At 44.2% G+C, this 25,887-nt stretch carries 21 protein-coding genes; 16 read left to right on the top strand and 5 right to left on the bottom strand.

The window, feature by feature from the left end; genetic code table 11:
- Positions 1-51 precede the first annotated feature (51 nt).
- Complete coding sequence (msrB, locus tag NX722_RS20800) at positions 52-1,188, bottom strand: peptide-methionine (R)-S-oxide reductase MsrB (protein ID WP_262564779.1); 1,137 nt, start codon at positions 1,186-1,188, stop codon at positions 52-54.
- Between the two features lie 152 nt (positions 1,189-1,340).
- Between msrB and glnE the strand changes: the two genes are divergently transcribed.
- The 15 genes from glnE to NX722_RS20725 all read left to right on the top strand — a co-directional run bounded on the left by glnE (position 1,341) and on the right by NX722_RS20725 (position 18,559).
- Entirely contained in the window at positions 1,341-4,265 is a 2,925-nt protein-coding gene (gene glnE / locus NX722_RS20795; protein WP_262564778.1) for a bifunctional [glutamate--ammonia ligase]-adenylyl-L-tyrosine phosphorylase/[glutamate--ammonia-ligase] adenylyltransferase, read from the top strand.
- A 336-nt stretch (positions 4,266-4,601) separates the two neighbouring features.
- Positions 4,602-5,537 (top strand): branched-chain amino acid transaminase, encoded by a 936-nt coding sequence (locus NX722_RS20790; protein ID WP_262564777.1) that lies wholly within the window; start codon positions 4,602-4,604, stop codon positions 5,535-5,537.
- Positions 5,538-5,862: 325 nt separating this feature from the next.
- Positions 5,863-6,906 (top strand): lipopolysaccharide heptosyltransferase II, encoded by a 1,044-nt coding sequence (gene waaF, locus NX722_RS20785; RefSeq protein WP_262564776.1) that lies wholly within the window; start codon positions 5,863-5,865, stop codon positions 6,904-6,906.
- Complete coding sequence (gene waaC / locus NX722_RS20780; protein ID WP_262564775.1) at positions 6,903-7,937, top strand: lipopolysaccharide heptosyltransferase I; 1,035 nt, start codon at positions 6,903-6,905, stop codon at positions 7,935-7,937. Before waaF ends, waaC begins: the two co-directional genes overlap by 4 nt.
- Positions 7,934-9,061 (top strand): glycosyltransferase family 4 protein, encoded by a 1,128-nt coding sequence (locus tag NX722_RS20775; protein ID WP_262564774.1) that lies wholly within the window; start codon positions 7,934-7,936, stop codon positions 9,059-9,061. Before waaC ends, NX722_RS20775 begins: the two co-directional genes overlap by 4 nt.
- Before the next feature lie 4 nt (positions 9,062-9,065).
- Complete coding sequence (gene rfaP, locus NX722_RS20770) at positions 9,066-9,875, top strand: lipopolysaccharide core heptose(I) kinase RfaP (RefSeq protein ID WP_262564773.1); 810 nt, start codon at positions 9,066-9,068, stop codon at positions 9,873-9,875.
- A 14-nt stretch (positions 9,876-9,889) separates the two neighbouring features.
- The gene (locus tag NX722_RS20765; protein WP_262564772.1) at positions 9,890-10,648 is read left to right on the top strand and encodes a lipopolysaccharide kinase InaA family protein; all 759 of its coding nucleotides are present in this window, start codon (positions 9,890-9,892) and stop codon (positions 10,646-10,648) included.
- A 291-nt stretch (positions 10,649-10,939) separates the two neighbouring features.
- On the top strand, positions 10,940-11,620 hold the full coding sequence (locus NX722_RS20760) for a protein kinase domain-containing protein (RefSeq protein ID WP_262564771.1): 681 nt from the start codon (positions 10,940-10,942) through the stop codon (positions 11,618-11,620).
- Between the two features lie 19 nt (positions 11,621-11,639).
- Positions 11,640-12,761: a glycosyltransferase gene (locus NX722_RS29110; RefSeq protein WP_262564770.1), complete on the top strand. Its 1,122-nt coding sequence runs from the start codon at positions 11,640-11,642 to the stop codon at positions 12,759-12,761.
- Positions 12,752-13,993 (top strand): hypothetical protein, encoded by a 1,242-nt coding sequence (locus NX722_RS20750; RefSeq protein ID WP_262564769.1) that lies wholly within the window; start codon positions 12,752-12,754, stop codon positions 13,991-13,993. Before NX722_RS29110 ends, NX722_RS20750 begins: the two co-directional genes overlap by 10 nt.
- 9 nt (positions 13,994-14,002) lie before the next feature.
- A complete protein-coding gene (locus NX722_RS20745; RefSeq protein ID WP_262564768.1) occupies positions 14,003-15,349 on the top strand; it encodes an O-antigen ligase family protein in 1,347 nt (448 codons plus the stop codon).
- Between the two features lie 53 nt (positions 15,350-15,402).
- Positions 15,403-16,113, top strand: a complete 711-nt coding sequence (locus NX722_RS20740; protein WP_262564767.1) for a glycosyltransferase family 32 protein — start codon at positions 15,403-15,405, stop codon at positions 16,111-16,113.
- A 27-nt stretch (positions 16,114-16,140) separates the two neighbouring features.
- Positions 16,141-17,508 (top strand): PIG-L deacetylase family protein, encoded by a 1,368-nt coding sequence (locus NX722_RS20735; RefSeq protein WP_262564766.1) that lies wholly within the window; start codon positions 16,141-16,143, stop codon positions 17,506-17,508.
- Positions 17,495-18,169: a protein kinase family protein gene (locus NX722_RS20730; protein ID WP_262564765.1), complete on the top strand. Its 675-nt coding sequence runs from the start codon at positions 17,495-17,497 to the stop codon at positions 18,167-18,169. The genes NX722_RS20735 and NX722_RS20730 overlap by 14 nt, the downstream gene beginning before the upstream one ends.
- 147 nt (positions 18,170-18,316) lie before the next feature.
- Positions 18,317-18,559 carry a phosphopantetheine-binding protein gene (locus NX722_RS20725; protein ID WP_262564764.1) on the top strand — a complete coding sequence of 81 codons (243 nt, stop codon included), beginning with the start codon at positions 18,317-18,319 and terminating at the stop codon, positions 18,557-18,559.
- Between the two features lie 24 nt (positions 18,560-18,583).
- Here the strand turns inward: NX722_RS20725 and NX722_RS20720 are convergent, their stop codons facing one another.
- Genes NX722_RS20720 through NX722_RS20710 form a run of 3 tightly spaced genes read right to left on the bottom strand, consistent with a single transcriptional unit; the run spans position 18,584 to position 22,238 of the window.
- Positions 18,584-19,438 carry a GNAT family N-acetyltransferase gene (locus tag NX722_RS20720; protein WP_262564763.1) on the bottom strand — a complete coding sequence of 285 codons (855 nt, stop codon included), beginning with the start codon at positions 19,436-19,438 and terminating at the stop codon, positions 18,584-18,586.
- Positions 19,438-20,664 carry a pyridoxal-dependent decarboxylase, exosortase A system-associated gene (locus tag NX722_RS20715; RefSeq protein ID WP_262564762.1) on the bottom strand — a complete coding sequence of 409 codons (1,227 nt, stop codon included), beginning with the start codon at positions 20,662-20,664 and terminating at the stop codon, positions 19,438-19,440. Before NX722_RS20715 ends, NX722_RS20720 begins: the two co-directional genes overlap by 1 nt.
- Positions 20,661-22,238, bottom strand: a complete 1,578-nt coding sequence (locus NX722_RS20710; RefSeq protein ID WP_262564761.1) for an acyl-CoA ligase (AMP-forming), exosortase A system-associated — start codon at positions 22,236-22,238, stop codon at positions 20,661-20,663. The genes NX722_RS20715 and NX722_RS20710 overlap by 4 nt, the downstream gene beginning before the upstream one ends.
- A gap of 285 nt (positions 22,239-22,523) precedes the next feature.
- On the opposite strand from NX722_RS20710, the gene NX722_RS20705 reads away from it, so the two are divergent.
- Positions 22,524-24,248: a hypothetical protein gene (locus NX722_RS20705; protein ID WP_262564760.1), complete on the top strand. Its 1,725-nt coding sequence runs from the start codon at positions 22,524-22,526 to the stop codon at positions 24,246-24,248.
- A gap of 103 nt (positions 24,249-24,351) precedes the next feature.
- Here NX722_RS20705 and argH read toward each other — a convergent pair whose 3' ends face one another.
- Positions 24,352-25,740: an argininosuccinate lyase gene (gene argH, locus NX722_RS20700; RefSeq protein ID WP_262564759.1), complete on the bottom strand. Its 1,389-nt coding sequence runs from the start codon at positions 25,738-25,740 to the stop codon at positions 24,352-24,354.
- Positions 25,741-25,887 lie beyond the last annotated feature (147 nt).

Below are 25,887 nucleotides of genomic sequence, written 5' to 3'. Positions count from 1 at the left end.
GGCTGAGAGCAGCCCGAAAGCCCAATATTGGGCTTTTCCTGAGATTTGAAGTTAATCTTCAAATAAGTAGAGATACTCCTCATATCCTTCAGCTTTGAGGTCTTTTTTAGCAATGAATTTCATGGCTGCCGAGTTCATGCAGTAACGTAAGCCTGTGGGAGCAGGACCATCTTTAAAAACATGTCCCAGATGCGAGTCAGCAAAGCGGCTTCTAACCTCGGTTCGAGGGTATATTAACCTGTAGTCTGTTTCTGTCACGACAAATGCATTATTGATAGGCTTACCAAAGCTAGGCCAACCTGTTCCGGACCGATACTTGTCCGTTGATGAAAACAATGGCTCACCAGAGACAATATCAACGTAGATGCCTTCAGCTTTGTTATCCCAGTACGCGTTATTAAATGCAGGCTCTGTTCCATCTTCCTGAGTAACATAGTACTGAAGTTCAGTTAGTTTGCTTTTGAGTTCTTCATCACTTGGTTTGGTGTAAGTTTTACCTTGAGTCAGTACCTTTTTTGCATCAATCATTTGACGAAGTGTTACCGGGTTTTCTTTCCTGTCGTCACCGAATATTTTATCTAAGTAACCGTCTCGTCCAGAGGCATACCGATAGTAGTTATAACGAATGGGATTACGCTTGTAGTAATCTTGATGGTAATCTTCCGCTTTCCAAAAAGTCTTAAATGGTCGCAGTTCGGTTTTTAGCGGCTTCTTAAACACACCGAGATCTTCGATTTCCATCATAAACTTACTCGCGACTTGCTGCTGCATCTGATTATGATAGAAAACAGCAGAGCGATATTGCGGTCCTCTATCTACAAATGAGCCTTTGTCATCGGTAGGGTCGATATGGCGAAAGAACTGATCAAGCACCTGTTCGTAAGTCACTTGCTCAGGGGCAAAGGTCACTTGAATAGCCTCGAGATATTGAGTTTTGCCGGAAGAGACTTGTTCATAAGTAGGGTTTTCAAGAACGCCCCCCGAGTAGCCTGATACGACATCAATCACACCAGGTAGTTTTTCCAAATCTGACTCCGTACACCAAAAACAGCCACCAGCGAGAGTAGCGACTTCTGTTTTGTCACCGTAAGCAGAAGTATTTGCTTTACTGTCGACTCGACCAGGGAATGATGTCCCCACCAGTAATGTGGCAACTATTGGGAGAATTAGAGATAACTTCATTTTCATACAAATCTCTGCTGTTATGTGCTTCTTATACGAGTAGAGCGGTAATCACGATAAAAAATTTCACGCTAATGCACCCTGAAGAATTAATATTCTCGCTACGCTCTGTTTTCGTTAGAATCACAGTACCAGTTCAGCAGCAGAGTATTGGTTCCATGCCCTTCCCGATTGAGATTTCACCAGCCGTTGCCCCAGTGGTTAACAGGTACTGGCAGGCATTTTGTACAAACTGTGAACAACTCGCACCTCAATTTTCTTCTGCCACTCTGAGCGCCCCATTGAACCATTCCTTCCTGCAACAACTGGCAAACACCTGGGCAGGCAGTGACTTTGCGGCAGAGCAGTGCATTCGTCACCCGGAGCTGGTGCTTCAATGGCTGGACAATCCCGAACTGCTGCTGCATTTTGATCCGGAGTTGCATCATGTCCAGCTGTCGGAGCGGGTTCAGGCCATCCACTCTGAAACCGAACTGATGAACGTTCTGCGTGTGTATCGTAACCGGGAAATGGTACGCATCATCTGGCGGGACCTGAATCGAATTGCCACTCTGCAACAAACAACAGCTGACCTGTCTGCCATGGCTGACGCTTGTGTGGATCAGGCCCTGCACTGGCTTTACCAGGATTGCTGCAAAGGGTTTGGTACACCAATGGGCTGCGACCCCGGTCAGGAGCCAGAACCACAGCATATGGTGATTCTGGGAATGGGCAAGCATGGCGCCCATGAGCTAAACCTCTCGTCTGATATCGACCTGATTTTCACTTACCCGCACAAAGGCGAAACGGTGGGCGGGCGCAGGTCGTTTGATAATCAGGAATTTTTTACCCGTCTGGGACAGCGACTGATTAAAGTGATCGACAGCAAAACCGCTGATGGTTTTGTGTTCCGGGTCGATATGCGACTGCGGCCTTATGGTTCCAGTGGTGCGCTGGCAATGAGTTTCTCTGCGATGGAACAGTACTATCAGGATCAGGGACGGGACTGGGAGCGTTACGCCATGATCAAGGCTCGCCCGGTGGCTGGTGATGTGTCAGCAGGGGAACAGTTATTGCAAACCCTGAAGCCCTTCACCTTCAGGCGTTACATCGACTTTGGTGCCATCACCGCCCTGCGGGACATGAAAAAACTAATCCAGAGAGAAGTGAAGCGTAAGGGCATGGAAACCAATATCAAGTTGGGGCATGGCGGCATTCGGGAGATTGAGTTTATTGCCCAGTCGTTTCAGCTGATTCATGGTGGCCGGGATCGCAGCCTGCAGCGCAAAGCCCTGCTGGATGTTCTGGACGTGCTGAAAGAGTCCGGCTACATGCCAGAGCAGGCTACAGAGGAGCTTCGCGAGGCTTACATTTATTTGCGCAACCTTGAGCATGCCATTCAGGCACTCAAGGATCAGCAGACCCAGAACCTGCCCGACTTTGACGAACCCCGGAACCGTGTCGCCTACAGCATGGGTCACCCGGACTGGCAGACTCTGACGACAACCCTGGATAGGCATAAAGACCGTGTTGTACATCACTTTGACCATGTTGTTGCCGACCCTGATGAACAGGATGATGATCAGCCGACGCCTTCCGAAAGCTGGAAAATGCTCTGGGACAGGGAGCTGTCAGAAGACGATGAAATTAAACTGCTGACAGAAAAAGGCTTTACCGATGTCAACACATCGCACAACCGTCTGCGCGCCCTGCGTGACGGTAAAGCCATCACCCGGGTCAGAAGGCAGAGCCGTGAACGTCTTGATGCCTTTATTCCGGTTCTTATGGAACAGGTCATCACCACGGAAGCGCCTGACGTCTGCCTGATCCGGCTGATCCCGCTGGTAGAGAGTGTATTGCGTCGAACCGCCTATCTGGTGTTGCTGATGGAAAACCCGGGCGCTCTGGACCATCTTTGCCGACTGTGTACCGCCAGCCCGTGGATTGCCGAACAGATTAACCGTCACCCGGCACTGCTGGACGAGTTTCTTAATGTTGGCACCCTCTACAACCCACCCAAACGGGCAGAGCTTGCAGACGATCTGCGACAGCAACTGGCACACATTCCGGAAGACGATCTTGAATCTCAGATGGAAGTGTTGCGCCATTTCAAAATGGCACATGTACTCAGGGTCGCAGCCGCGCAGAATGCTGGCACTCTTCCACTGATGAAAGAGAGCGATTATCTCACCTGGATTGCCGAGGTTGTGTTGGAGCAAGTAGTCGACATTGCCTGGCGCAACCTGATAGAACGCCATGGTCGCCCGGTCGACCAGGAAGGCAACCCCTGTAATCCCGGCTTCATCGTCATTGGCTATGGCAAGCTGGGTGGTATTGAACTGGGTCCTGGCTCTGACCTGGATCTTGTATTTGTTCATGATGGTGCCGCTAACCGGGAAACAGACGGCGACCGCCCTCTGGACAGCGGCACATTCTTTACCCGCCTGGGACAACGTATTATTCATATACTAACGACCCATACCGCTTCCGGCTCGCTGTATGAGGCTGATATGCGACTGCGCCCGTCTGGATCTTCAGGCCTTCTTGTCAGCTCCATAGCTGCCTTTGAAAAATACCAGATGAATGATGCCTGGACCTGGGAACATCAGGCACTGGTCAGGGCCCGGGCAGTGGCAGGTGATAAACAGCTGACTGCCCGTTTTGAAACGTTACGCAAACAGATTCTCTGCCAGACCAGGGACAAAACAACGCTGCAAAAAGATGTAGTGGATATGCGCATCAAGATGCGTGACCACCTGAGCTCTAAAAAGAAGGATGACGACGGTAACCCCCTTTTCCATCTGAAACACGACAAAGGAGGTATTGTTGATATTGAGTTCCTGATGCAATACGCCGTGCTGGCGTATGCCAGTCACCATCCGGACATTACCCGCTATACCGATAACATTCGTATTTCAGAATCACTGGAACATAGCAATATCCTCAGCCACGAGCAGGGCAAACAGCTTCGGGAGGCTTACAAATTTCTGCGAAAAGCCAGCCATTCAAGAGCTTTTTTGAACGAACGTTCGTTTGTTAGCCCTGCCCTTGTTGAACCTTTCCGGTCACAGGTCTGTTGTCTCTGGCAACATTTGATGGAATAGCTACTCTATTAACTGGCAAGTGAACGGCTGGAAAGAAAAGTTTTCAACAAACGATGACATAAGCCTTCTTTCATCCGGGCAGCTTGGAAATCGCAGCGATTTTATGCTCAAATACCTTATCTGCCCGCGACAAACCGAAACGCTTGCAGCAACATACCCGACCACAGCAATACCCGTGGTCAAGACCATCACACACTACCCATGACACAGATGGTCAGACAACAAGTGCGGTTAATCCACAGCCGTCTGGCAAAAACAAGTTAGAACAATACGGATGCCGGCATACTGCCGGATTAACAGAACCAATCAAAATGAATAACAGGCGGGAGTTTAAGTATGTCCTTCGCCGACAAAGATGGCGTTATCTGGTTTGACGGAGAACTGGTTCCCTGGCGCGAAGCTAAAACCCACGTTCTTACACACACTTTGCACTATGGCATGGGCGTTTTTGAAGGCGTGCGCGCTTATAGTACCGACAGGGGTCCGGCTATTTTTCGCCTGAAAGAACACACCGACCGTCTGTTCCGCAGCGCTCATATTCTGGGCATGAACATTCAGTACAGCAAGGAAGAGCTACTCGAAGCCCAGAAGCAGGTGGTGCGTGATAACGGTCTTGATTCCGCTTACCTGCGGCCCATGAGTTTTCTCGGTTCAGAGGGCATGGGCTTGAGGGCTGAAGGGCTGAAAGTGCATACGATTGTTGCCGCCTGGGACTGGCCTTCCTACATGTCACCGGATGCACTGGAACGGGGCATCCGGATTCGTACTTCATCGTACACCCGTCATCATGTCAACATTACTATGTGCAAAGCCAAGGCTAACGGTAACTATATGAACTCCATGCTGGCACTGCGCGAAGCCTTGGACAGCGGTTGTGAAGAGGCATTGCTGCTGGATAATGAAGGCTATGTTGCAGAAGGCAGTGGAGAAAATATCTTCATTGTTAAAAACGATGGCATTTTGTACACACCTGAACTAACGTCTTGCCTGGAAGGCATTACTCGGGATACGATCATCCGGTTTGCTCAACATCTGGGTCTGGAAGTTCGTGAAAAGCGCATTACCCGCGATGAAGTTTATGTGGCCGAAGAAGCCTTTTTTACCGGTACTGCTGCAGAAGTTCTGCCGATTCGAGAGCATGATGGCCGGGTAATCGGCAGTGGCAGGCGCGGCCCGGTCACCGAAAAACTGCAAACAATGTATTTTGACCAGGTGACAGGCAAAAGCGAGTTATTCCCTGAATGGCTTGACTACACGGCCAGGCTCTGTTGACCCGCCCGCTGTTAAACTCTTGCGACGATTACTGAGTTTTTAACTATAAAAGTGGTGTAGTACAATGCTACACCACTTTTTTTATGCTGCATTTATTCTGGCTCTTTAGCAGAGTCCTTTCGATACGATCTGTTTCTGAGCTGTTTCTGAGCTGTTACTGAGCCGTTTCTGAGCCGTTTGAGAGCCTGCTGGAAAAAACAGTATTTGCACATAAACAGACAAGCTGAACGATCCCTGACGAACTGGTTACGACTGCTTTGTCTGGCGGTAGCGTGCCTGAAAGCTGTGAATAACGAATACAATGAATCAAGGAACCGTCCAAGCCGTGAAGTACCTGATTGTTGGCCCCTCATGGGTAGGGGACATGGTGATGGCACAAACGCTGTTTATCGCCCTGAAACGACAGTACCCAAATGCCATCATCGATGTGCTGGCACCTGGCTGGAGCAGCCCTATACTGGAACGCATGCCTGAGGTCAGGCAAGCGATTGATATGCCTGTTGGGCATGGCAGCCTGAGCCTGAACCTGCGTAGAAAGATTGCCCGTTCACTGAAAGCAGAAAGTTACGATCATGCAATACTGCTGCCAAATTCTCTGAAATCAGCCCTTATCCCCTTTCTGGCAGGCATTCCTGTTCGAACGGGCTGGCGTGGCGAGATGCGCTATGGACTTCTGAATGACCTGAGAACACTGGACAAGAAGCAGTACCCGCTGATGATTGAGCGCTTTGTGGCACTGGCCTACCCTGCTAATCAGGTACTTCCAGCCTCTCTGCCTATTCCCGCGCTTGAGGTGAATAAAGCCAATCTGGACAGTGCGCTGGGACGCTACCGTCTGAACAGCGGAGCCCCGGTTCTGGCACTTTGCCCGGGCGCTGAGTTTGGTCCCTCCAAACAGTGGCCCGCCGGGTATTATGGTGAAGTTGCACTGATTATGGCTCGGCGTGGCTGGCAGGTGTGGCTGTTTGGTTCCGCCAAAGACCGTCAGGTGACGTCTGAAATCGTCAGCTATCTCCCCAAAACATTACAGGATCATTGCTGCAATCTGGCAGGAGAAACGACTCTGGCCGATGCGGTTGACCTGTTGTCACAGGCTGATGCGGTTGTCAGCAATGATTCCGGGCTGATGCACATTGCAGCTGCGCTGTCGCGCCCACTGGTTGCCGTTTATGGCTCAACCACTGCAGCCCACACTCCCCCCATGAATCAAAACAGCAAAACCCTCTGGCTGGGACTGGAATGCAGCCCCTGTTTCAAGCGCGAATGCCCGCTGGGCCACATGGACTGTATGAGAAAGCTTGGTCCCGAAATGGTTCTTAAAGCCCTGAACGACCTGACGGGCGAAGAGCTGCTGGAGATTCGTGAGTGAAGGTTCTTATTATTAAAACCTCCTCAATGGGAGATGTCATCCACACCCTGCCAGCCCTGACGGATGCAGCCAATGCGATTCCGGGCATCCGGTTTGACTGGGTGGTAGAAGAAGGCTTTGCAGAAATTCCCAGCTGGCACCCTGCCGTGGATAAAGTGATTCCAGTAGCTATCAGGCGCTGGCGAAAGTCACTACTGGAAACGCTGCAGTCCGGAGAATGGAAACGTTTCAAGGCTTTGCTTAAGTCCCGCCATTATGATGCGGTTATTGATGCTCAGGGGCTGATAAAAAGTGCCTTTCTCACACGTATTGCCAAAGGTCCGGCATTTGGCCTGGATAAACATTCAGCCCGGGAGCCGCTGGCATCTGCATTTTATAAACATCCCCAGGCTGTTGCATGGAACCAGCATGCCGTTGAGCGGGTAAGGCAGCTGTTTGCCCAGTCTCTTGGTTACCCATTGCCAGACACAACCGGACACTTTCATCTGGACAAAAGCCACTTTACTTGTGAAGCGGTGACCAAAAAGCCTTACGTTGTATTTATTCATGGAACCACCTGGCCCACCAAGCACTGGCCGGAAAAATACTGGTGCGAACTGGCTCATCGGGTTAATGGTGCTGGCTATGGTGTGGTACTGCCATGGGGTAACGAAAAAGAAAAAGAGCGCGCAGACATTATTGCCAACAGTTCAAAATCAGCAATTGTTTTGCCCGGAATGAATATTTGTGGCGTGGCTGGCGTTATTGCCAGAGCGGCAGCCGTAGCAGCGGTAGATACCGGGTTGGGGCATTTAACCGCCGCTTTAGAGGTGCCAGCAGTGTCGCTTTATGGTCCAACCAGCCCTGAAGAGGTTGGTGCTTACGGAAAGTCTCAAGTCCACCTAACCCTGAACGATTGTCCAGAAATGGATAAAACGTCAGTCGCTAACCAGAATATTGAGCCAGAGATGTTCATCCCAATGACACCGGATTTTGTCTGGTCATCTTTACAACCATTGATTAATGAAACACCGAACCGGGAGAACCAATGATTCTGGCATTTGCGCTGTTTAAATATTTTCCGTTTGGTGGCCTGCAAAGGGACTTCCTGCGGATTGCGCTTGAATGTCAGAAGCGTGGGTGTGAAGTTCGGGTTTATACGACCAGCTGGCAAGGTGATTGTCCAGCATGCTTTAAGGTAAAGATCTTACCTGTGCGAGGCAGCAGCAACCATAAAAGGATGCTGGATTTCCAGGAACAAATACAGAAAGACTTAGCAGACGATCCCGCAGATTTGCTAACAGGCTTTAACAAGATGGCAGGTCTGGATATTTATTATGCAGCAGATACCTGCTTTAAAGAAAAAGCTCTGAATAGTCGTGGTTGGTGGTATCAGTTAACATCCCGCTTCAAACAGTATTCAGATTTTGAGAATGATGTTTTTTCTTCAGACAGCAAGACATTGTCACTGCTGATTTCACCATTGCAAAAACCTGTATTTCAAAAATATTACCAAACACCAGATGAGCGAATCATACTGCTTCCACCAGGTATATCGAAAGACCGATGTCGCCCTGAAAATCATGGTGAGATTCGTCGTGCATTCCGTCAGGAGTTCGGATTAAAACATGATGAAAAGCTTATTCTGATGGTTGGTTCAGGTTTCAAAACTAAAGGGCTGGATCGAGCTATAAAAGCTTTGGCTTCTTTACCGGAGCCATTAAAATCTCAAACACAGTTTTTTGTTGTTGGGCAGGATAAGCAAAAACCTTTTATAAGCCTGGCGAAGCAATTAAACAGTGAACAGCAGATAAAATTTTTATCTGGTCGTGATGATATACCGCGTTTCTTATTAGGTGCTGATTTGCTGATTCACCCAGCATACAATGAAAACACAGGCACAGTGTTACTCGAAGCTTTAGTGTCTGGATTACCTGTACTAACGACCGATGTGTGTGGATATGCCCACTATATTAAAGATGCAGATTCTGGCTATGTCGTACACTCACCATTTTCGCAGGAGCGACTTAACGACCTGACTTCCCAGATGTTGTCGTCAAACAAAAAGGCAACATGGCAGGAAAATGCTATTAGATACAGTCGCTCAAAAGACCTTTATAGCATGCCGCAAAAAGCAGCTGAAATAATCATGCAGCAAGCACTAAGGAAGGCATAGCGAAATGCTTTATTTAAGAGATGACTTCAAAGAAGCCTGGCAGGGAAAAGACCCATTTCAACTCCTTATGAGTATGAATGGAGAAATATTTCGTGAACTGGAAGCCAGACGCACTTTTCGATTCGAGCATAATGGCAAAGGCTACTTCGCCAAAATACACAAAGGCATTGGCTGGTTAGAAATTGCAGAAAACATCATTCGGCTTAGAAAGCCTGTGCTAGGAGCTCAAAATGAATGGACAGCCTTAAGCTCCCTCAAGTCCGCTGGCATTGACACCATGACAATGGTCGCTTACGGAAAAAAAGGGTGCAATCCAGCCAGACAGGAGTCGTTTTTGGTAACAGAAGAACTGAAGGATATGTATACTCTTGAAGACTTCTGTGACACATGGAAAGAAAAGCCTCCTTCATATGTTTTAAAAGCGGCCATCATCAAAAAGCTTGCGGAAATAAGTCGGCAACTTCATGACATCGGAATTAATCATAGAGATTACTATCTTTGTCACTTCATGCTATCTAAAGAAAAAAAACCTGAACCCGATAATCTCCGCTTCTATTTAATCGACCTTCACCGAGCCCAGGTAAGGAAAAAAGTTCCTGAGCGATGGCGACTTAAAGATATCTCAGGTCTGTATTATTCAGCTATGGGCTACAACCTAACACAGCGAGATATTTATCGTTTCATTAAGACTTATACTGGCTTGCCACTCAGAGAAGCCTTAAAGCAACATGATTGGATGTGGAAAAAAATAGAAGAAAAAGCTATCAAACTGAATGATCGTATGAAGCGTAAAGCTGGGCATCCAAATTATTGATAAACAGGATATTCATGTTTAATTCGTCCACATGGACCATTACCCCAGAATACCAGACTGGCAATACACTCAAAGCATTTTCATCCATTGACCATGTATTTAATTTGCGTGGAAAACAAATAAATGATGACAAACTTAGCAGTGTTCACCGCGTAGAAATAGATGGCGTTGGGTACTACGTTAAGAAATACATTAAAGCTGGTAAAGGAGTAAGGCGCTACTTAGGAAGAAGTCGCATTAGAGCCGAATGGGAAAATATGCTATTTTTTCATGAACTGGGAATACCTGCTGCAAAGGTTGTAGCTTATGGAGAAGAAAAAAAGTTTGGGGTGATGACTAGAGGTGTGTTAATTACAGAAGAAGTAAAAAACTCAAAAGACCTCAAAACAATGGTTGATGAAGGTTCTTCAAAGCTTTCAGACAGGGTATGGATGAGACAAGTCATAAACCAGGTGGCAACTATTACAAGAACACTACACGACAAGAAATTTATTCATACTGATTTCAAATGGCGTAATATTCTGGTAACACAAACAGAGCAGCCGAAAGTTTTTTTAATTGATTGTCCGTCTGGTGCTATTGCAAAATCATTCATCTTTAAAAGAGGTCGTATAAAAGATCTCGCATGTCTAGACAAAGTCGGAGAAATTAGTCTTAGTTCAACAGATCGCTTAAGATTTTTTCTCCGCTACTCTAATTCTAAATCACTGAGCAAAAAAAATAAAAAACTAATCAACTCGATTACAAACTTCTTTGATAAGACAAAGAAATGAAAGCAGCTATATTCCCTATATCTACACTAGGTGACGGTCTAATTTTGACAATATTAGCTCAGTGCTTAGCTAATTATGATTTCGAAACAACTCTATTTAGCAACAGTATTTCTGAACTAGGAGAGGTTCTCAAAGACTTCGACACAAAGGCTTGCAACGAAGCTAACATCATTAAACAGCATTTAAACGCATGTGATTTAATTTTCTGCGACCCGTATAATTCAGAAGTTAACAATATAATTTCTGATAACAATTTTTTTTAACGAAGACTGTATGGGTAACTTGTACTAGATGTCCAGAAATGTATTCTCAAAAAAGACTTCATGCAATCTTATCGAAGTAGAAAATCTAATAGACATCCTAAGATCAGGAACTTTAATAAAAGATGACAAATCAACAAGAATAACCTATGTACACAAACCAAGTTTCAATCAACCCGTTATTGTCAAACAATTCAAGTTCAAAGGCTGGTTCCATTGCTTTTTACGAAGCATAAGCATTTCGAGAGCTGCAAATTACTCCAAGAGTTCTAAATTAATTTCTAAATTAGGCATAATTACACCAAAGGTCATTGCAGCAAACGAAAAAAGAATTGGAATTCTTTCTACTGAAAGCTATGTCATCACAGAGTTTTACACGGGTCAAAATGCTAAAATTCTCATAGAGCATCCTGAATACTTTTCAAAAGAAAAAATTGAAGACTTTACAGATAAGGTAATAAATATACTTGCCACTTTATTTAAAAATAGTATTACTCATGGAGACACCAAAGTTCCAAATTTTATGATAAAAGATCAAGATGTTTGCATTATCGATTTAGATGTCGTTCATATCCATAAGTCTTCAAAAAAATTAAAAAAGTACATACGAAAAGACATAGAACGATTTGAAAGGGATTGGGAAAGTCACCCTTATAAAGAGACAGTGTTGAGCAAAACGAAAATATTGAGAGAATCATTTTTAGACAAGTAACTATGAAAGACAAGTGTCTATGAAAAAAGTTTTACAAATTTGTCATAGCTATGGAGCACCTTTTCTGGATGTTGCAAGACAATATGCAACAACGCTAAGTTCGTTGGGATTTTCAGTAACTACCGTATACGTAAAAGGCGCTGAATCAGAAGAAGTTATTAGAGGTTCAGCTTCTGACAGAGTCATTTTTCTGAACAACAGCGCAAAAGACATAAGAGGACTAAAACTTAAACAAATTGCCCAGCTTAGAGAAATTTGTAAGAAAGATTCGTTTAGCTTTGCAGTAGCTCACCGCTTCAAATCTATCTACATTGCCACTCATATTAAAGAACTTCACGTTATTGGAGTTCATCATTGCTTTGGTGATTATAAGCGTTTTTCCCGGCGCTGGCATATCTATAAAAACAAGAAAAACATTACGCTGCTAGGTGTTTCTAATGCCATTAGAGATGATATGCGTAAATCACTGAGAAAACTAGATGAAGGTAAGATACACACACTCTATAATAGAGTGGATTATCAATCACTCTCAGCAAACCAAAAATCTAAAAGTCAAGCAAGAAGTTATCTTAAGCTGCCAGAGAATGCTTATATATTTGGCAATGTAGGCCGCCTTCATAAAGACAAAGATCAAAAAACTTTGATAAAAGCATTTGCAAAGATTTGTCATCAAGTACCAAATTCGCTGTTGGTTATTCTCGGAAAAGGTGAACTTCAGGAAGAGCTTCAAGAGCTGAGCAAAACATTATCAGTTGAGAGTAAGGTTCTCTTTCTTGGAATGGTTCCAAAAGCCAGTCAGTACTTCAAAGCTTTTGATAGTTTTATTCTGACTTCCGATCGAGAGCCATTTGGGATGGTTTTGCTGGAAGCAATGGTTGCGGGTGTGCCAATTGCCATTGCTGACTGTGGTGGAGCACCAGAAGTAACAGGCAATACAGCTTTTAAATTTCAGTTTGGAAGCGATTTGGAACTATCAGAATTAATGCTTAAACTTCAGGCATTGAGCAGCTTACAAACAATTTCAAAAGCTCAAGAAATGCAAAAGAGAATTCAACAATATTTCACTGATGAAGCTGTTATTCAGCAGTTTGAGTCAATTCTAAAAACAGTATCTTTGAGTCAACAGCAAAAATGCAAATAACAAAACTTAAAGCACTAGACCGTTATAGGAAGGCACTTGCAGCTGAGCGAAAAAAAGGAATAAAAAAAACAACTAGATACTGGTTTGAGACACTAGATTTGTACTTCCTAAGTCTTCTTACCTGGTTAAAAATTCATTTTCAGTCTAGTTCTATTAGAACTGAAAACGTTGATATACTACTGTTTCAACACTCAGAAAAAGTTATAAGGCTAAACCGAAAAAAAGCACTAAAAACCGAACTACAGAAAATCAATTATACCTTGGCTGAAATACCTTTTTACAAGGGTAAAAAAGTACTAAAAAACGGGTTTGTAAAAAAACCGTCTTACCCTGTCAGTTTCAAATATCTTTACCTGGCAGCTTATGCTGAATATATTGTTTCAACATACCATCCAAAAATCATTCTTAATGATCGAAATGGCATGCTGCTAAGCCCATTTTTAAGAGACTCTTTAAATCGCAGAAATGCAAAATTGATACAACTGGCCCACGCGACAACAGTAGAAGATGACTGGCAGTTTTCTATGAATGATTATGATTATTATTTTTTGTTTGGGCAGAGTTCTTATGAAAAATTAAAGCAAAGAAATCTTATTTTCGGAGACTCCAAGGTTGTTTTAGCTGGTTCCCATATGATTGATGACAGTTATAATTTAAATCCTCTGAAGGCATATAATAATAAGCTTTTGCTACTCGGAATGGGACCAGACAGAGAAAAAACCAAGTTGGCTCAGTTGAATTACCAGATACTACTGGACTGGGCAATTCAAAACAAAGAACATAAATTATTTATTAAACAACACCCGAGAAGTAAATCTACATTTTGGGATGATGCTGTTAAAAAGCATATTAATATTGAACTAGTATCCAAGAAAAGCTCTCTTGCACAAGCACTTGAAACATCGGGAATTGTCATATCTATTGAGTCTAATGCAGTATTGGAGGCATCCTTGGCAAAACGTCCAATTATATTCCTGAATGCATTAGATTCTGAAGATATTTTTTCATTAGAATCATTTTTTGGGAAACGAGTAAATAATAAAGCCTCATTAACCAAAAAAATCAATGAATATTCAAACAGCTATATTCAGTACATAGAAAAAGCTGATACTTTTTCTAACTTCCACTTAAAACATGGATGCAATGGCTTAAATATATCAACCAAACTGATACATAATATCATCAGCGACCAATCCTCGATTAATTCCTCCCCCCTTAATAGTAAGTTGTAGTCTTTTTTTATGTCATATCCTCAAGCTGATCAGCTTCCGATCTTACAGCGCTTTAGAGCAATTTTACTTGTCTGGTTATCCATAGGTCTTTTTGTACAACTATCAGGCAACATGTGGCTCCCCTCAGGAAGCAGTCATGCAGCACAAATTAACCTGTGGTTTATGCTCCCCTGCCTTTTGCTACTTGCTACATATGCAAATAGGTGCACAGAGGTGATCAAAACAAAAGAAGAATTATTTATCGTCTTGTTCATACTCTACTTTGTTATTAGTGCGTTATGGACAACCTCTGACAAATCCGGTGTCTTCAATAAGTATGTTCGAAATGGAGCATATGTTATGGTTTATCTCGCTGGAATTACCTTGCTTTATCTTAAAAGACCTAAGTATCTATTGCACGCTATTGATATTGCTATGCTGGTCGTTGCAGTAGGAGCAATTATCACTTTTTATATTCAACTCTTTGGTGTTGATGCAAGCTTCTCATACAGAGAGACAAGGATACATGAAATGGGGATTGGCGAGTTTGGTAAGTTCAGCACTCCTATCCAATCAGCTAACTATTTTGGAGCATTTACCATTCTGGCATTTGGTAGATTGCTGAATGAAAATAATAAAGCAAAAGTAACTATTCTCTCTTTATTTACATTAATTTTTTTCTCCTATGTATTTTTAACTGGATCAAGAGGTCCACTTGTCGGTGTTGTTTTTGCTATTATTGCTTGCCTGCTGACTCTTCGCCCCAAACTAATTTTACCTGCATGTCTTATTTCAGTTACAAGTATAATAGCGCTTATTGTTCTTACGACCGATGTATCTTCTCTAAACCTGAATTCTGAAAATTTTGATAGTGTTATGGCGTCAGTGACCAGTAATCGCTGGTTTGTTTGGGAAAAAGCAATAGCTAAAGTCCTGGCAGAGCAACCAGTTATTGGTTTTGGAGCTGATGCTAATATGGCATTCTATAATCCCCTTATTAATTTCACTTACTATCATCCTCATAGTGGCTTTGTTCTTATTACTTATGAAACAGGCTTAGTTGGATTGTTTCTTTATGTTCTTTCAATGAGTTCAGTAATTGTTGCAAGCTTTAAATTATTGAATGTACAGCATACAAAAATAGCATTTGGGTTACTAGCTTTCTCTTTTATAGCAATGTTGACTGATGTACATAAAGTTGTTACTCGTCCTCATGAGTACTGGGTTTTTCTCTGGCTACCTGTTGGTTTAGTACTGGCTGCTAAACGTGAAACATTGCAGAATAAGGATCAAGATTTATCAAGAAAAGTCACTACTGAGCTTGAATACTCTTATGAAGAAAAAACAAGCAAACCAAATGTAACTCAAGATAGCTAATTCTTCACAGCCCTCTATTGAGGGCTGATTTTATTATTTTTAGAGTATAAACATTGAATAAAGTACCAAAAAAAATACATTTTTGCTGGTTTGGTGAATCACAATTTAATTTAACAATTAAGCGATGCATAGCCTCATGGAAATATCACCTTCCCGACTATGAATTAGTCTTATGGAATGAGTCTAATTTTGATGTCGAATCAAACTCATTTATAAAATCGGCTTACAGACATAAAAAATATGCTTTTGTTTCAGATTATGTGCGTATGTTTGCACTCTATAATCAAGGAGGAATTTACCTTGATACTGACGTCGAAGTATTTAGAAGCTTTGAACCTCTGTTAAAGTATGATTTTTTTATTGGTTTGGAAGATATAGGTCGCTTTGGAACTTCAACCATTGGCTGTAGTGCAGGCCATTGGCTTCCTGAACAGATGTTAACTAAATATCACAGCTTATCCTTTGACCATAAGAATTTAAAAAAAATGGTTAATGTCAATATAGTTAGTAACATTCTTATGGAATATGGTTTCGATTCAAAAAACCATGAGGAAACAATAAATAATCAAAAAAAGCTTCCTATTGGAAGCTTTGGCGCAGCAAAGAAAAACTCACTTCCAAAAAATGTTTACGCCAAACATTTATTTGATGGAAGTTGGAACAAAGGTAGCAAATCAAAATTGAGTAAAAGCTTTAAGTACTTAGCTCGTGGCGGATTGCTATCTGACATCAATAGCTTGATAAAAATAATTAAATATCATTAATTCTAAAAACGATACTGGTTACAATTAATGCAACGAAAAAGTATCTATATATCAGCATCAATCATTCTTATCATGACACTGGCTTTTGGTTTAAAAGCTATTATTCCTGCATTAGTTATAATCTGGCTACTGCATCAGATTATCTTTTCTGATCACATATGGTACAATACTAACGAAGATTATACTTATGAATTTAGTGACGTAAATGCAAAATCTATAACAATTGAAAAAGGTACTTTTTCATTTGAATCAAGTAACCAACCAACTACCTACCTTATTGAAGTCTTTTCAAAATCTACGCTTACGGGGAAGTTTTTAGATCCGTACGTAAAAATATCGTGTAAAGATAAGCAGATTCAACATTATTTTGAAAGATCAGTCAATGGAAAGCGATTCTTAAATATCACATCACTAGTCGAGAGCTTTGGAAGTTACGAAATAACTATTGAGCAAAATTACTGTTCGATTAGCAACTCCGCCGTATTATATACATTCAACAACTCCAATATTAATCTTGATTGTATTATGGTTATTGCCCCTCATGCCGACGATGCAGAAATTGCTGCCTTTGGCTTATACAGTAATACAAATAGTCACATCGTGACTGTTACAGCTGGCGAAGTGGAACCTTATACTTTCAAGCACTTTTCTTCTAATTCAAAAATTGCTTCCAGGCTAAAAGGGTTAGTAAGAAGCTGGGATAGCCTGACTGTTCCAGTCTGGGGCAATCAACCTTTTTCTAATTCAATTCAGCTTGGCTATTTTTGCAAACAGCTGCCAGCGATGGAGAAATCTCCTTTAATACCTGTCCTATCCCAAACAAGTGAAGTAACAGATACCCGTGTTTTTCGACAGTTTAATGCCTTCAAGCTTTCTTCAGATAATAGTGGTCACCCAACTTGGGTCAACCTTGTTCAGGATTTTGTAGAATTAATAAATCAGATCAAACCTACCACAATTATTACTCCGCATGAACAGTTAGACTCACACCCCGATCACAAAGCAGCAACTTCTGCTTTGCGAGAAGCCCTTTCAAAATCTAATCACCATCCTGATCACTTACTTCTATATACAAACCATCTAAGCACAACAGATATGCACCCTTTTGGCCCTGCTCATACATCCGTATCTTTGCCTCCTTCACTCGAAGTAACAAAAATTGAAAGTGTGTTTTCTTTTCCACTTAACGAGGAAGACCAGCTTGCCAAAGCTGTCTCCCTTGAAATGATGCATGACCTTCGTCGCCCACAAAAACTGAAACAAAAAATTCGCTCTGTACTCCAGTCTATTTTCATTGACAGAAAAACATCAAATTATGGCCACGATCCTTTTTTCCGAAAATCTGTTCGAAGCAATGAACTTTTTTTCATAGAATCTATAAATGATGATGCTTAAAGATACCGTTATTTTTCGTAACAAAAAATTCTATAGTAAAAACATAGGATCATACGAAGGTAAAAGAAATATTGATACTGACAATAAAATTTATGAAAGCAAATATTCTGCTGTTTACAAAGAGGGAATGGATATCTATAAAACAGTCAAAGTAAGCAGCTATTTCCGTGACAACTTCAGACTATTAACCACCCGATCAAAATCTTATGATGAAATAAAAGGTAATAATTTTTTAAAGCAACTCGGAATAAATGTACACAATATAAAATATTGGGGTATTTCACCAATGAGTCATGACGTAAATGAGCTGCTCATTACTGAATACCTTAAAGACTATTTGCCAGTTGAGCATCATACTATTGCCTTCAGGGAAAAAGGAGTTTTAGAGAAAATCCTGATTCAGATAGCCAATGATATAAACACAATGGCTAGCAATGGTGCAATTTATCGAGATCTTCATTTTCAAAATGTTATGTCAAAACTCAATGGTCAAATTTGTTGGATTGACACCGGTTTAAAATACCTGAAATCAAAAAACAAAATAAATAAAAAATTGCAGATCAAGATAAATGTCATTAAGAGAGATATGCTTGATACGGGGTTACTATCAGCTAACGAATGGAATAGCTTTTATGACACTTTATCTTTTGGTAAACAATGATGGTCTATTTTTAAATTACTCTTTTACTAATACTAAAGCTTTTTATTTAATTTAAAATAACAAATCCAGCTTTAAACTTTACCTTTAACTTCTTTGAAATCAAACAAACAGCAAAGCTGACATTGTTGACAGCATCAGGTAACTTAAATGCCAAAAATTGAAGAACTAAACGCTCTACTTGAAACAGTTCTGGAAATTAATACCAGTCACTTCGATGAATCAACCGAACTTCTCGGCGCACTCCCTGAATTCGATTCAATGGCCGTTGTCGGTGTCATCACTGCTTTAGAAGAATCTTTCGGAATAGACGTAGCAGACGATGATATCGATGCAACAATATTCGAAACAGTAGGAAGCCTATTGAATTATGTAAATCAGGATCGTTCCTGAACAGCAGACTGATTTGGCTACACCTCAGGGTGTAGCCAGTACTGAAAGCTCAGAATAAGCAGCATTTACCTGTAAAGCAGACAGCTTACCCCGAACCTGCTTAGGCTGTGGAAACACCTTTCTACGAGACAGCAGAATCTTCTGCCCCGCCATAAAACGCTCATCGACCTGCAACGACTTAACATCAATGCTCTTGCAGATTGATCCGCACGTTACCCCAACTGCCTTCCTGAATAACTCTACATTGCTGATCATCTGAATATGCCCACGCCCCAAACGCCGGGTCATTAAAAGATAGCAATACTCTTGCCCATCACGGATCACTACCTGCTTTACATCCAGCCCTTCATGATCAGTAAATACCTTTTTTTCCTTCTCATTTAATACCGCCAGCACTTCATCTTTTGCTGAAAGCACTTTGTACTGCCTGTTAAAAGACGGCAGTGGATAAATAATCCGGCACTCTATCTCGACATCCTTAAACCCCAGCTTTTTATACACCTTATAAGCTTCAGGAGAAGAGGTCAGGCTGGTCAGGCTGGTATTCTTGCGTTTAAGAAATGGCATAAGCAACATGATGGAGTTGCTACGGTATTCATCCTTAACAATCCACGCCGTCAGGTTGCACACTGTGTGAGTTTCTCCATCCAGAACTGTCGTCGAGTTCAGCCCACCCAGAAAACCGACCGCTTCCTCGCCATTATCCAGCACATAGCCCGGACTCCAGTCTTCCTCATGCCAGAGGTTAGTAAACAGTCTCTGCCAGATTTCACGTGTAAAACGCGTGCTGTTCAGCTCCTGTAACAATGGATAAACTGCATCAAAGTCTTCAGCCGTTGCAGCCCTGACTTTTGCTTTAGGCAGTGCAGGTGCAGACATCAGATCAGTAACTCCCGGACATGTGGATGACTTAAAAAGTCCTGCGGACTGGCTGTTGCGCCGTAAGCGCCAGACTGGAATACAGCGATCAGATCCCCAACTTCTGCTTCAGGAAGTTCAAGTTTAGCGCCGACAATATCCAGCGGTGTACACAAAGGGCCGACAATTTCGACTTTTTCTGTTTTACCACCATCGACACGGTTGGCAATCAACACAGGGTAGTTCTTGCGAATGACCTGACCAAAGTTACCCGAATTAGACAGATTGTGATGTAAGCCACCATCTGTCATCAGGTAAGTCTGACCTCTCGACACTTTCTTATCTGTCACCTTGCAGAGGTAGTAACCGGCTTCCCCGACGAAGTATCGTCCCAGCTCCATAACAATTTCAGTGTCACGGAAATCACCACTCCGGGAATCCAGCAAACGCTGAAGGTTTTCAGCGACAGGTGTTACATCCAGCGCCTTTTCACCAGGAAAATAGGGGATACCAAGGCCACCACCAATGTTGACGTGTTCCACTTTTGCCGGTGCCAGCGCTGTTAGCCTGGCAGCCAGCTCAAATGTCTTGTCATGAGCTTCTATCAGCGCATCAGCTTTCAGGTTCTGTGAACCTGAGAAAATATGAAAACCCTTAAAATCAATGTTTGCTGTATCCAGACCTGACAGGATATCCGGCATTAATTCCGCATCAATACCAAACTGCTTAGGTCCACCAGCCATTTTCATGCCAGAGGATTTCAGTTCAAAATCCGGATTCACACGAAATGCCACTTTGGGTCGGATACCCAGCTCTTCACTGATGACATAAAGCCTTTCCAGCTCCAGAACTGATTCAACATTCACGACAATTCCTGCGGCAACCGCAGCCCTCAACTCGCCAGGTTGTTTGGCAGGGCCGGCAAAGCTGATCGTTTCCGGTACAACGCCAGTTCCCAGGGCCACCAGCATCTCTTTATGTGAGGCAACGTCCAGACCATCCAGCATGGATGACATATGCTGCACAACCGCAGGCATAGGGTTTGCCTTAATCGCATAATGCAGCTTCAGGGCTTCCGGCATGGCGGCGCGCAACGCTTTAACTCTGTCGTTTAGTTCTGTCCGGCTGTAAACATAAAGCGGTGTCCCACCCACAATATCAACCAGCTCCGAAGCTTTCCTGTCAGCTATCAACAACTCATTGTTACGACTATTGATTCGTTCAAGCCGGTCATGTTTTTTACTCATTGCTTCACTCCTGTTGCACTGAACAGGCTTTTGTACTCTTCAGTCAATACTTTCCGGTCAATCTTGCCATTCGGGTTGCGGGCAAGGCTCTGCTTTTCGATCACCTTTGCAGGCACCATGTAGGCGGGCAAATGCTGCTGGCAATATTTGGTAATGGCTTTTTCATCGAACACCTGACCATCTGCGCACACGACCACCAGAACCACCGCCTGCCCCAGACGAGCATGAGCAAGACCAATGGCAGCCACTTCAGAAATCAGGCCAGAAGCATAAACCACCTCTTCCAACTCGCTGGGGCTGACACGGTAGCCAGACGTTTTGATCATATCGTCACGACGTCCAATAAAATACAGAAAGCCATCGTCGTCCCGCTTTACAACATCCCCTGACCATACTGCCAGTTCAGGTGTCGGAATTTCCTTAAACGCCATAGGAGCTGGCTTGAAACGTTCAGCTGTACGCTCTGTATCATTCCAGTACCCCATTGCCACCAGACCACCGCGATGAACCAGTTCACCGGGCTCATTGGGCTGGCACTCATCGCCCTCTTCATTAACCACTAACAGTTCGGCATTAGGAATCGCCTTCCCCATAGACGTCGGACGCCTGTCAACTTCAGAGGGATCAAGGTAACTGGAACGGAATGCCTCTGTCAGTCCATACATCAGATACGGAGAAGCATTGGGTAATCTTTCTCTTAAAGTAGACAAGGTTGCAGTCGGCATAGCGCCACCGGAATTGGTGAAATAGCGCAAACCATGACCCGCTTCCTGCCACTCCAGGTCAGCCAGCTGAACCCACAGCGGCGGAACCAGCGCCAAACCGGTAATACCCTGCTTTTCTACCGCTTTTACGATATCCCTTGGCAACAGGTATTCGAGCAGATAACAACCCGCCCCCACAGAAAAGGCTGTGGTCAGCTGACTGAAACCATAATCAAAGCTGAATGGCAGCACACACAACAACCGGTCGTCAGCTGTATTGTGCAGGTACTCTGCCACACTGTGCGCACCAGTCACCATATTGCGATGAGATAATACAACCCCTTTGGGTTTGCCTGTACTGCCGGAGGTGTAGAGAATGGCAGCCATGTCAGCGTCAATACTGGATGGAGGCAACCACTGTTCAGCCTTTCCCAGAAAACCATTCCAGGTCAATGTCGAACCATCAACATCAGCAGAATCGACTACAATGACCCGAACCAGATCATGGCATTCACTGAGCAACGGCTGAAGCTGTTTATATCTGGCTTTATTCGTCACCAGAATGCGGACATTGCAGTCTTTTAGAATATGTACGACCTGCCGGGCCTTCAGCACCGGGTTCACCGGAACCATGACACCACCCGCAGCGGTTGCACCAAAAAAACTGAATACGGCTTCTGCTGTTTTAGGCAGGTAAATGGCGACCCTTTCATGACGAGCCAGCCCAAGCTGCTGCAAACCAGTGGCAACACGTTTCACATGATTGGCAACAGATGCATAATCATACCATTGTGTTTTGATACCCAATGCCCTGGCATCAGGTGTTTTCTCTGCCTGATCCAGAAGCAACTGGTGGAGAAGCTGACTCATACATCGGTCCAATTAAAGGAGAAATAACGGAGGATTGTAACAAACAAAACATTGGTAATCAGTGTGATCGTCATACCTACGGATAGTTCCATCTTTTGCTTTCTTGCATTATCGTTCCACTTTTTATTTCACGTAGGCAGTGACCGAATTAATATGACCGTAGATTCGAAAACCGCCCCTGCGAAACTCGAAGTACTGGTGGATATAACCAAATAGACTGTCTGGCCTGAGATGGGAACAAAATCGCTGTGGCAGCGTCTAAAGCTTAAAGTTCTCAAGGATGAGATGATGATCACAGACAGTCAAAGTATAAATGTTCCGGTGTCCAGACCCGCAGACGGTGTTCCTGTTGCAGCTGAAGATGAAGCCACAGCCCTCAGGCTAGCTGGAGCTGAGGGGAAAACTGCCACCTTTTCGGTCAGTGTAAGAAGCCAGCTGACCAGATTTATACCCGACTGCATCTATAATGGCTGTCAGAAGCTGGGGTCTTTGCTGGGTCGAAAAGTGACAGAAAGGAACTCGGTGGCTCCTGCCCTTAAACCTGACCTGCCTTCTCCTGAAATGAAAATCCTGCAAGTCCCACCGGATATCCGACGACAGATGTTCAGGCAACTGCTTTTAGCAGTTTGTCCAACCAAAGGGGACGCTGACCTTTCAACCGGAAAATCCAATCCTGCCGCTTACACACCAGAATCCCTGGAAAAGCCATTTGGTCTTGATAATAAGGGGGTAAGCAGGCATTTTTTTAAGAAAACATTCCACCACTATTGGAACCAAACTTCCGACGTTTGCCAGTTACCCTTTGATGAATCCGGTGACACTTTATTTTTTGATAGCACGCCTGAGCTGGGTAAGTTAATTGAGAAACGGGCAGAGCAACTGATTAATCAGGGGCTTGAAGTCAATCCGGCTCTCTCCGCCGCTATTAATGAGTGCCTTGATGCCCTGTTAATCAAGCTGGATGCGGAAATAGACAACGCCATCACTACGAAAGAAACTTACTCCCTGACGGCATTAATGTCATCGAGCATGATAACAATGGTCGTGCAACTTTTACTTTACTCTTTGCGAACCAGTCACGTGAAGGGAGATATTCAGGCTTTTCTGGATGCTCAGAAAAATAGCAGCGATCAGGCTTTTGGTCGACTGATAATTCACAGTACCGGAAGTCATACTTTTGTGGAGTTAATTCGTACAGGAGACGAATCGGGTCGGGCAGTAGGCCGATACCCAAGAGGTAGAAAACAGAATACAGCGGCATTGGCTAGAGAGCTGACTGATTTACCCAGCCCCTTCAGACTCGACGAAGACGGTTCAGTGCTTTTTTTTGACCTTGCCTCCGGCTGTACATTTTCGAGCACCGGCAGTATTAATTTCAGCGAACTCCGTAACATTCCTGACATATCTTTAGCAATGAAGTCTTCTGCCTGGGTGCTGCCGGCGGCAGAATACAACAAGTATATGGCAACCACCTACCGTTTAGGTTTACTCTCTCAGGAAGCTTCGCTAGTGGATGAGTATAAGGCCTATGGGAACCAGCCGGTCAGCAGTGAACGCATACATTTTCCACTTGATGAAAGTGAGTATCAGAAGGTATCCGACTTTCTGGACGTTAAAATCACACAGTGCCGGGAAGACACGGGAGATTGCCAATACGACCTTATCTCCCAAAACTGTATGCATTTTGCCCAGGAAGTGTTCGAGCAGACCCCTTATAACGGTTATTATGTTGATTACCTGTCGGGCATCAGACCTCTGGAGCGTAGCCTTGTTGAGCTAGGCAGTAACCCCTGGGCAAAAAAGGTTACACATGTTTCTAGTACTGTAATGCTTGCTTTAACTCTGTGGCCGATGATAAAAAAACTGGCTACCCGTTCCTGTCAGATAATTCGGGCAACTGCAGCCACTGTTTCTTCAGGTCTTTATTATATTGGACAATCACTGTACGACAGAGCGTGTCGGAAAGTGCTACCCACTGAAGAGGTAGCCTCTCTGAAAAAAACGCACTGACTCATTGGAGTCGGGACATGGAGTGTTCACCTCAATGCGGCCTCGGGGTCATCGACTGACCAGAGATGCAGTCCATGAGTGACACCCGGCCCGATAGAAGACTTCAGACTTTTAATAACTCTCTGGCATAACGAACCGCCTGCCGCACCTGCTCCGGCGCAGTGCCGCCAATATGATTACGGGCGCTGACCGAACCTTCCAGAGTCAGCACGTCAAACACATCCGCCTCAATGGTGTCAGAAAATACCTGCAATTCTTCAAGGGTCATTTCAGACAGGTCTCTGCCCTGCTCAATACCATAAGCCACCGACTTGCCCACCACTTCATGGGCATTGCGGAAAGGCATTCCCTTTCTTACCAGATAATCCGCCAGATCGGTCGCGGTACTGAAACCACGACGGGCGGCGTCTGCCATCGACGCTTTTTTCGCCTCGATATGTGGAACCATGTCAGCGAATGCCCGCAGACAATCCTTCAGTGTGTCTACCGTATCAAACAGTGGCTCTTTATCTTCCTGATTATCCTTGTTGTAAGCCAGGGGTTGGGATTTCATCAGGGTCAGCAACGATATCAGATGACCATTAACCCGTCCGGTTTTGCCCCGCACCAGCTCTGGAACATCGGGATTCTTCTTCTGCGGCATAATGGATGATCCGGTACAGAAACGGTCAGGCAGATCAATAAAATTGAACTGGGCCGATGTCCACAACACCAGTTCTTCCGACATTCTGGACAGGTGCGTCATGATCAATGCGCCTGCAGAACAGAACTCAATGGCAAAGTCCCGGTCACTGACAGAGTCCAGAGAGTTACGGGTCGGACGGTCAAACCCCAGTTGCCGGGCGGTAAATTCACGGTCAATAGGATAAGTGGTACCCGCCAGTGCCGCTGCACCCAGGGGAGAAACATTCACACGCTTACGACAATCCTGCAAACGCTCACGATCACGCGTCAGCATTTCATACCAGGCCATCAGGTGATGACCAAAGGTAACAGGCTGGGCCGTTTGCAGATGGGTAAAGCCGGGCATAATGGTTTCAGCTTCACGCTCTGCCAGATCCAGCAACCCGTGCTGAAAACGGTTCAGCTCCTGATCAATATTGTCGATCTCATCACGCAACCAGAGACGTATATCCGTGGCTACCTGATCGTTTCTGGAACGTCCTGTGTGCAGTTTTTTACCGGCATCCCCGATTCGATCCGTCAGGCGCGCCTCGATATTCATGTGAATATCTTCCAGCTCAACGGACCAGTCGATATTGCCCTGCTTAATATCCTCCAGAATACCTTCCAGACCGCTGATAATAGCGTCCTGTTCTTCACGGGTCAGAATGCCTGCCTTGTGCAGCATGCGGGCGTGTGCCATTGAACCAGCAATATCGTGTTGATACAGGCGACGATCAAAATCAATGGATGCCGTGAATCGTGCCACAAACGCATCCACTCCTTCACTGAACCGCCCGCCCCACTGCTGATTACTGTTATCAGACATGTCTAACCTCTTTGCTTTCTTTACTATGAAAATGCAGCTCTCCCAGACTCCTCAGTCATTTTCATGTTTCGGAGTGAGCCGCATTTTCCGCTCATGGCTGTTTGTGAGCTTTGCACTTACAGCTCCGGCTACGGCATTATAAGAACA

The sequence above is a fragment of the Endozoicomonas gorgoniicola genome, from assembly GCF_025562715.2.
Lineage (GTDB): Bacteria > Pseudomonadota > Gammaproteobacteria > Pseudomonadales > Endozoicomonadaceae > Endozoicomonas_A > Endozoicomonas_A gorgoniicola.
The sequence above is the reverse complement of the archived record's forward strand: the minus strand, read 5'-3'. Positions and strand labels throughout refer to the sequence as shown.

Coding starts and splice junctions, on each gene's coding strand:
- NX722_RS20710 (WP_262564761.1), bottom strand. CDS start 22,238: ATGAGTCAGCTTCTCCACCAGTTGCTTCTGGATCAGGCAGAGAAAACA.
- NX722_RS20760 (WP_262564771.1), top strand. CDS start 10,940: ATGTCCAGAAATGTATTCTCAAAAAAGACTTCATGCAATCTTATCGAA.
- NX722_RS20720 (WP_262564763.1), bottom strand. CDS start 19,438: ATGTCTGCACCTGCACTGCCTAAAGCAAAAGTCAGGGCTGCAACGGCT.
- msrB (WP_262564779.1), bottom strand. CDS start 1,188: ATGAAAATGAAGTTATCTCTAATTCTCCCAATAGTTGCCACATTACTG.
- glnE (WP_262564778.1), top strand. CDS start 1,341: ATGCCCTTCCCGATTGAGATTTCACCAGCCGTTGCCCCAGTGGTTAAC.
- NX722_RS20775 (WP_262564774.1), top strand. CDS start 7,934: ATGATTCTGGCATTTGCGCTGTTTAAATATTTTCCGTTTGGTGGCCTG.
- NX722_RS20735 (WP_262564766.1), top strand. CDS start 16,141: ATGCAACGAAAAAGTATCTATATATCAGCATCAATCATTCTTATCATG.
- NX722_RS20715 (WP_262564762.1), bottom strand. CDS start 20,664: ATGAGTAAAAAACATGACCGGCTTGAACGAATCAATAGTCGTAACAAT.
- NX722_RS20745 (WP_262564768.1), top strand. CDS start 14,003: ATGTCATATCCTCAAGCTGATCAGCTTCCGATCTTACAGCGCTTTAGA.
- NX722_RS20705 (WP_262564760.1), top strand. CDS start 22,524: ATGATGATCACAGACAGTCAAAGTATAAATGTTCCGGTGTCCAGACCC.
- NX722_RS20765 (WP_262564772.1), top strand. CDS start 9,890: ATGTTTAATTCGTCCACATGGACCATTACCCCAGAATACCAGACTGGC.
- NX722_RS20730 (WP_262564765.1), top strand. CDS start 17,495: ATGATGATGCTTAAAGATACCGTTATTTTTCGTAACAAAAAATTCTAT.
- NX722_RS20750 (WP_262564769.1), top strand. CDS start 12,752: ATGCAAATAACAAAACTTAAAGCACTAGACCGTTATAGGAAGGCACTT.
- NX722_RS29110 (WP_262564770.1), top strand. CDS start 11,640: ATGAAAAAAGTTTTACAAATTTGTCATAGCTATGGAGCACCTTTTCTG.
- argH (WP_262564759.1), bottom strand. CDS start 25,740: ATGTCTGATAACAGTAATCAGCAGTGGGGCGGGCGGTTCAGTGAAGGA.
- NX722_RS20725 (WP_262564764.1), top strand. CDS start 18,317: ATGCCAAAAATTGAAGAACTAAACGCTCTACTTGAAACAGTTCTGGAA.
- NX722_RS20790 (WP_262564777.1), top strand. CDS start 4,602: ATGTCCTTCGCCGACAAAGATGGCGTTATCTGGTTTGACGGAGAACTG.
- rfaP (WP_262564773.1), top strand. CDS start 9,066: ATGCTTTATTTAAGAGATGACTTCAAAGAAGCCTGGCAGGGAAAAGAC.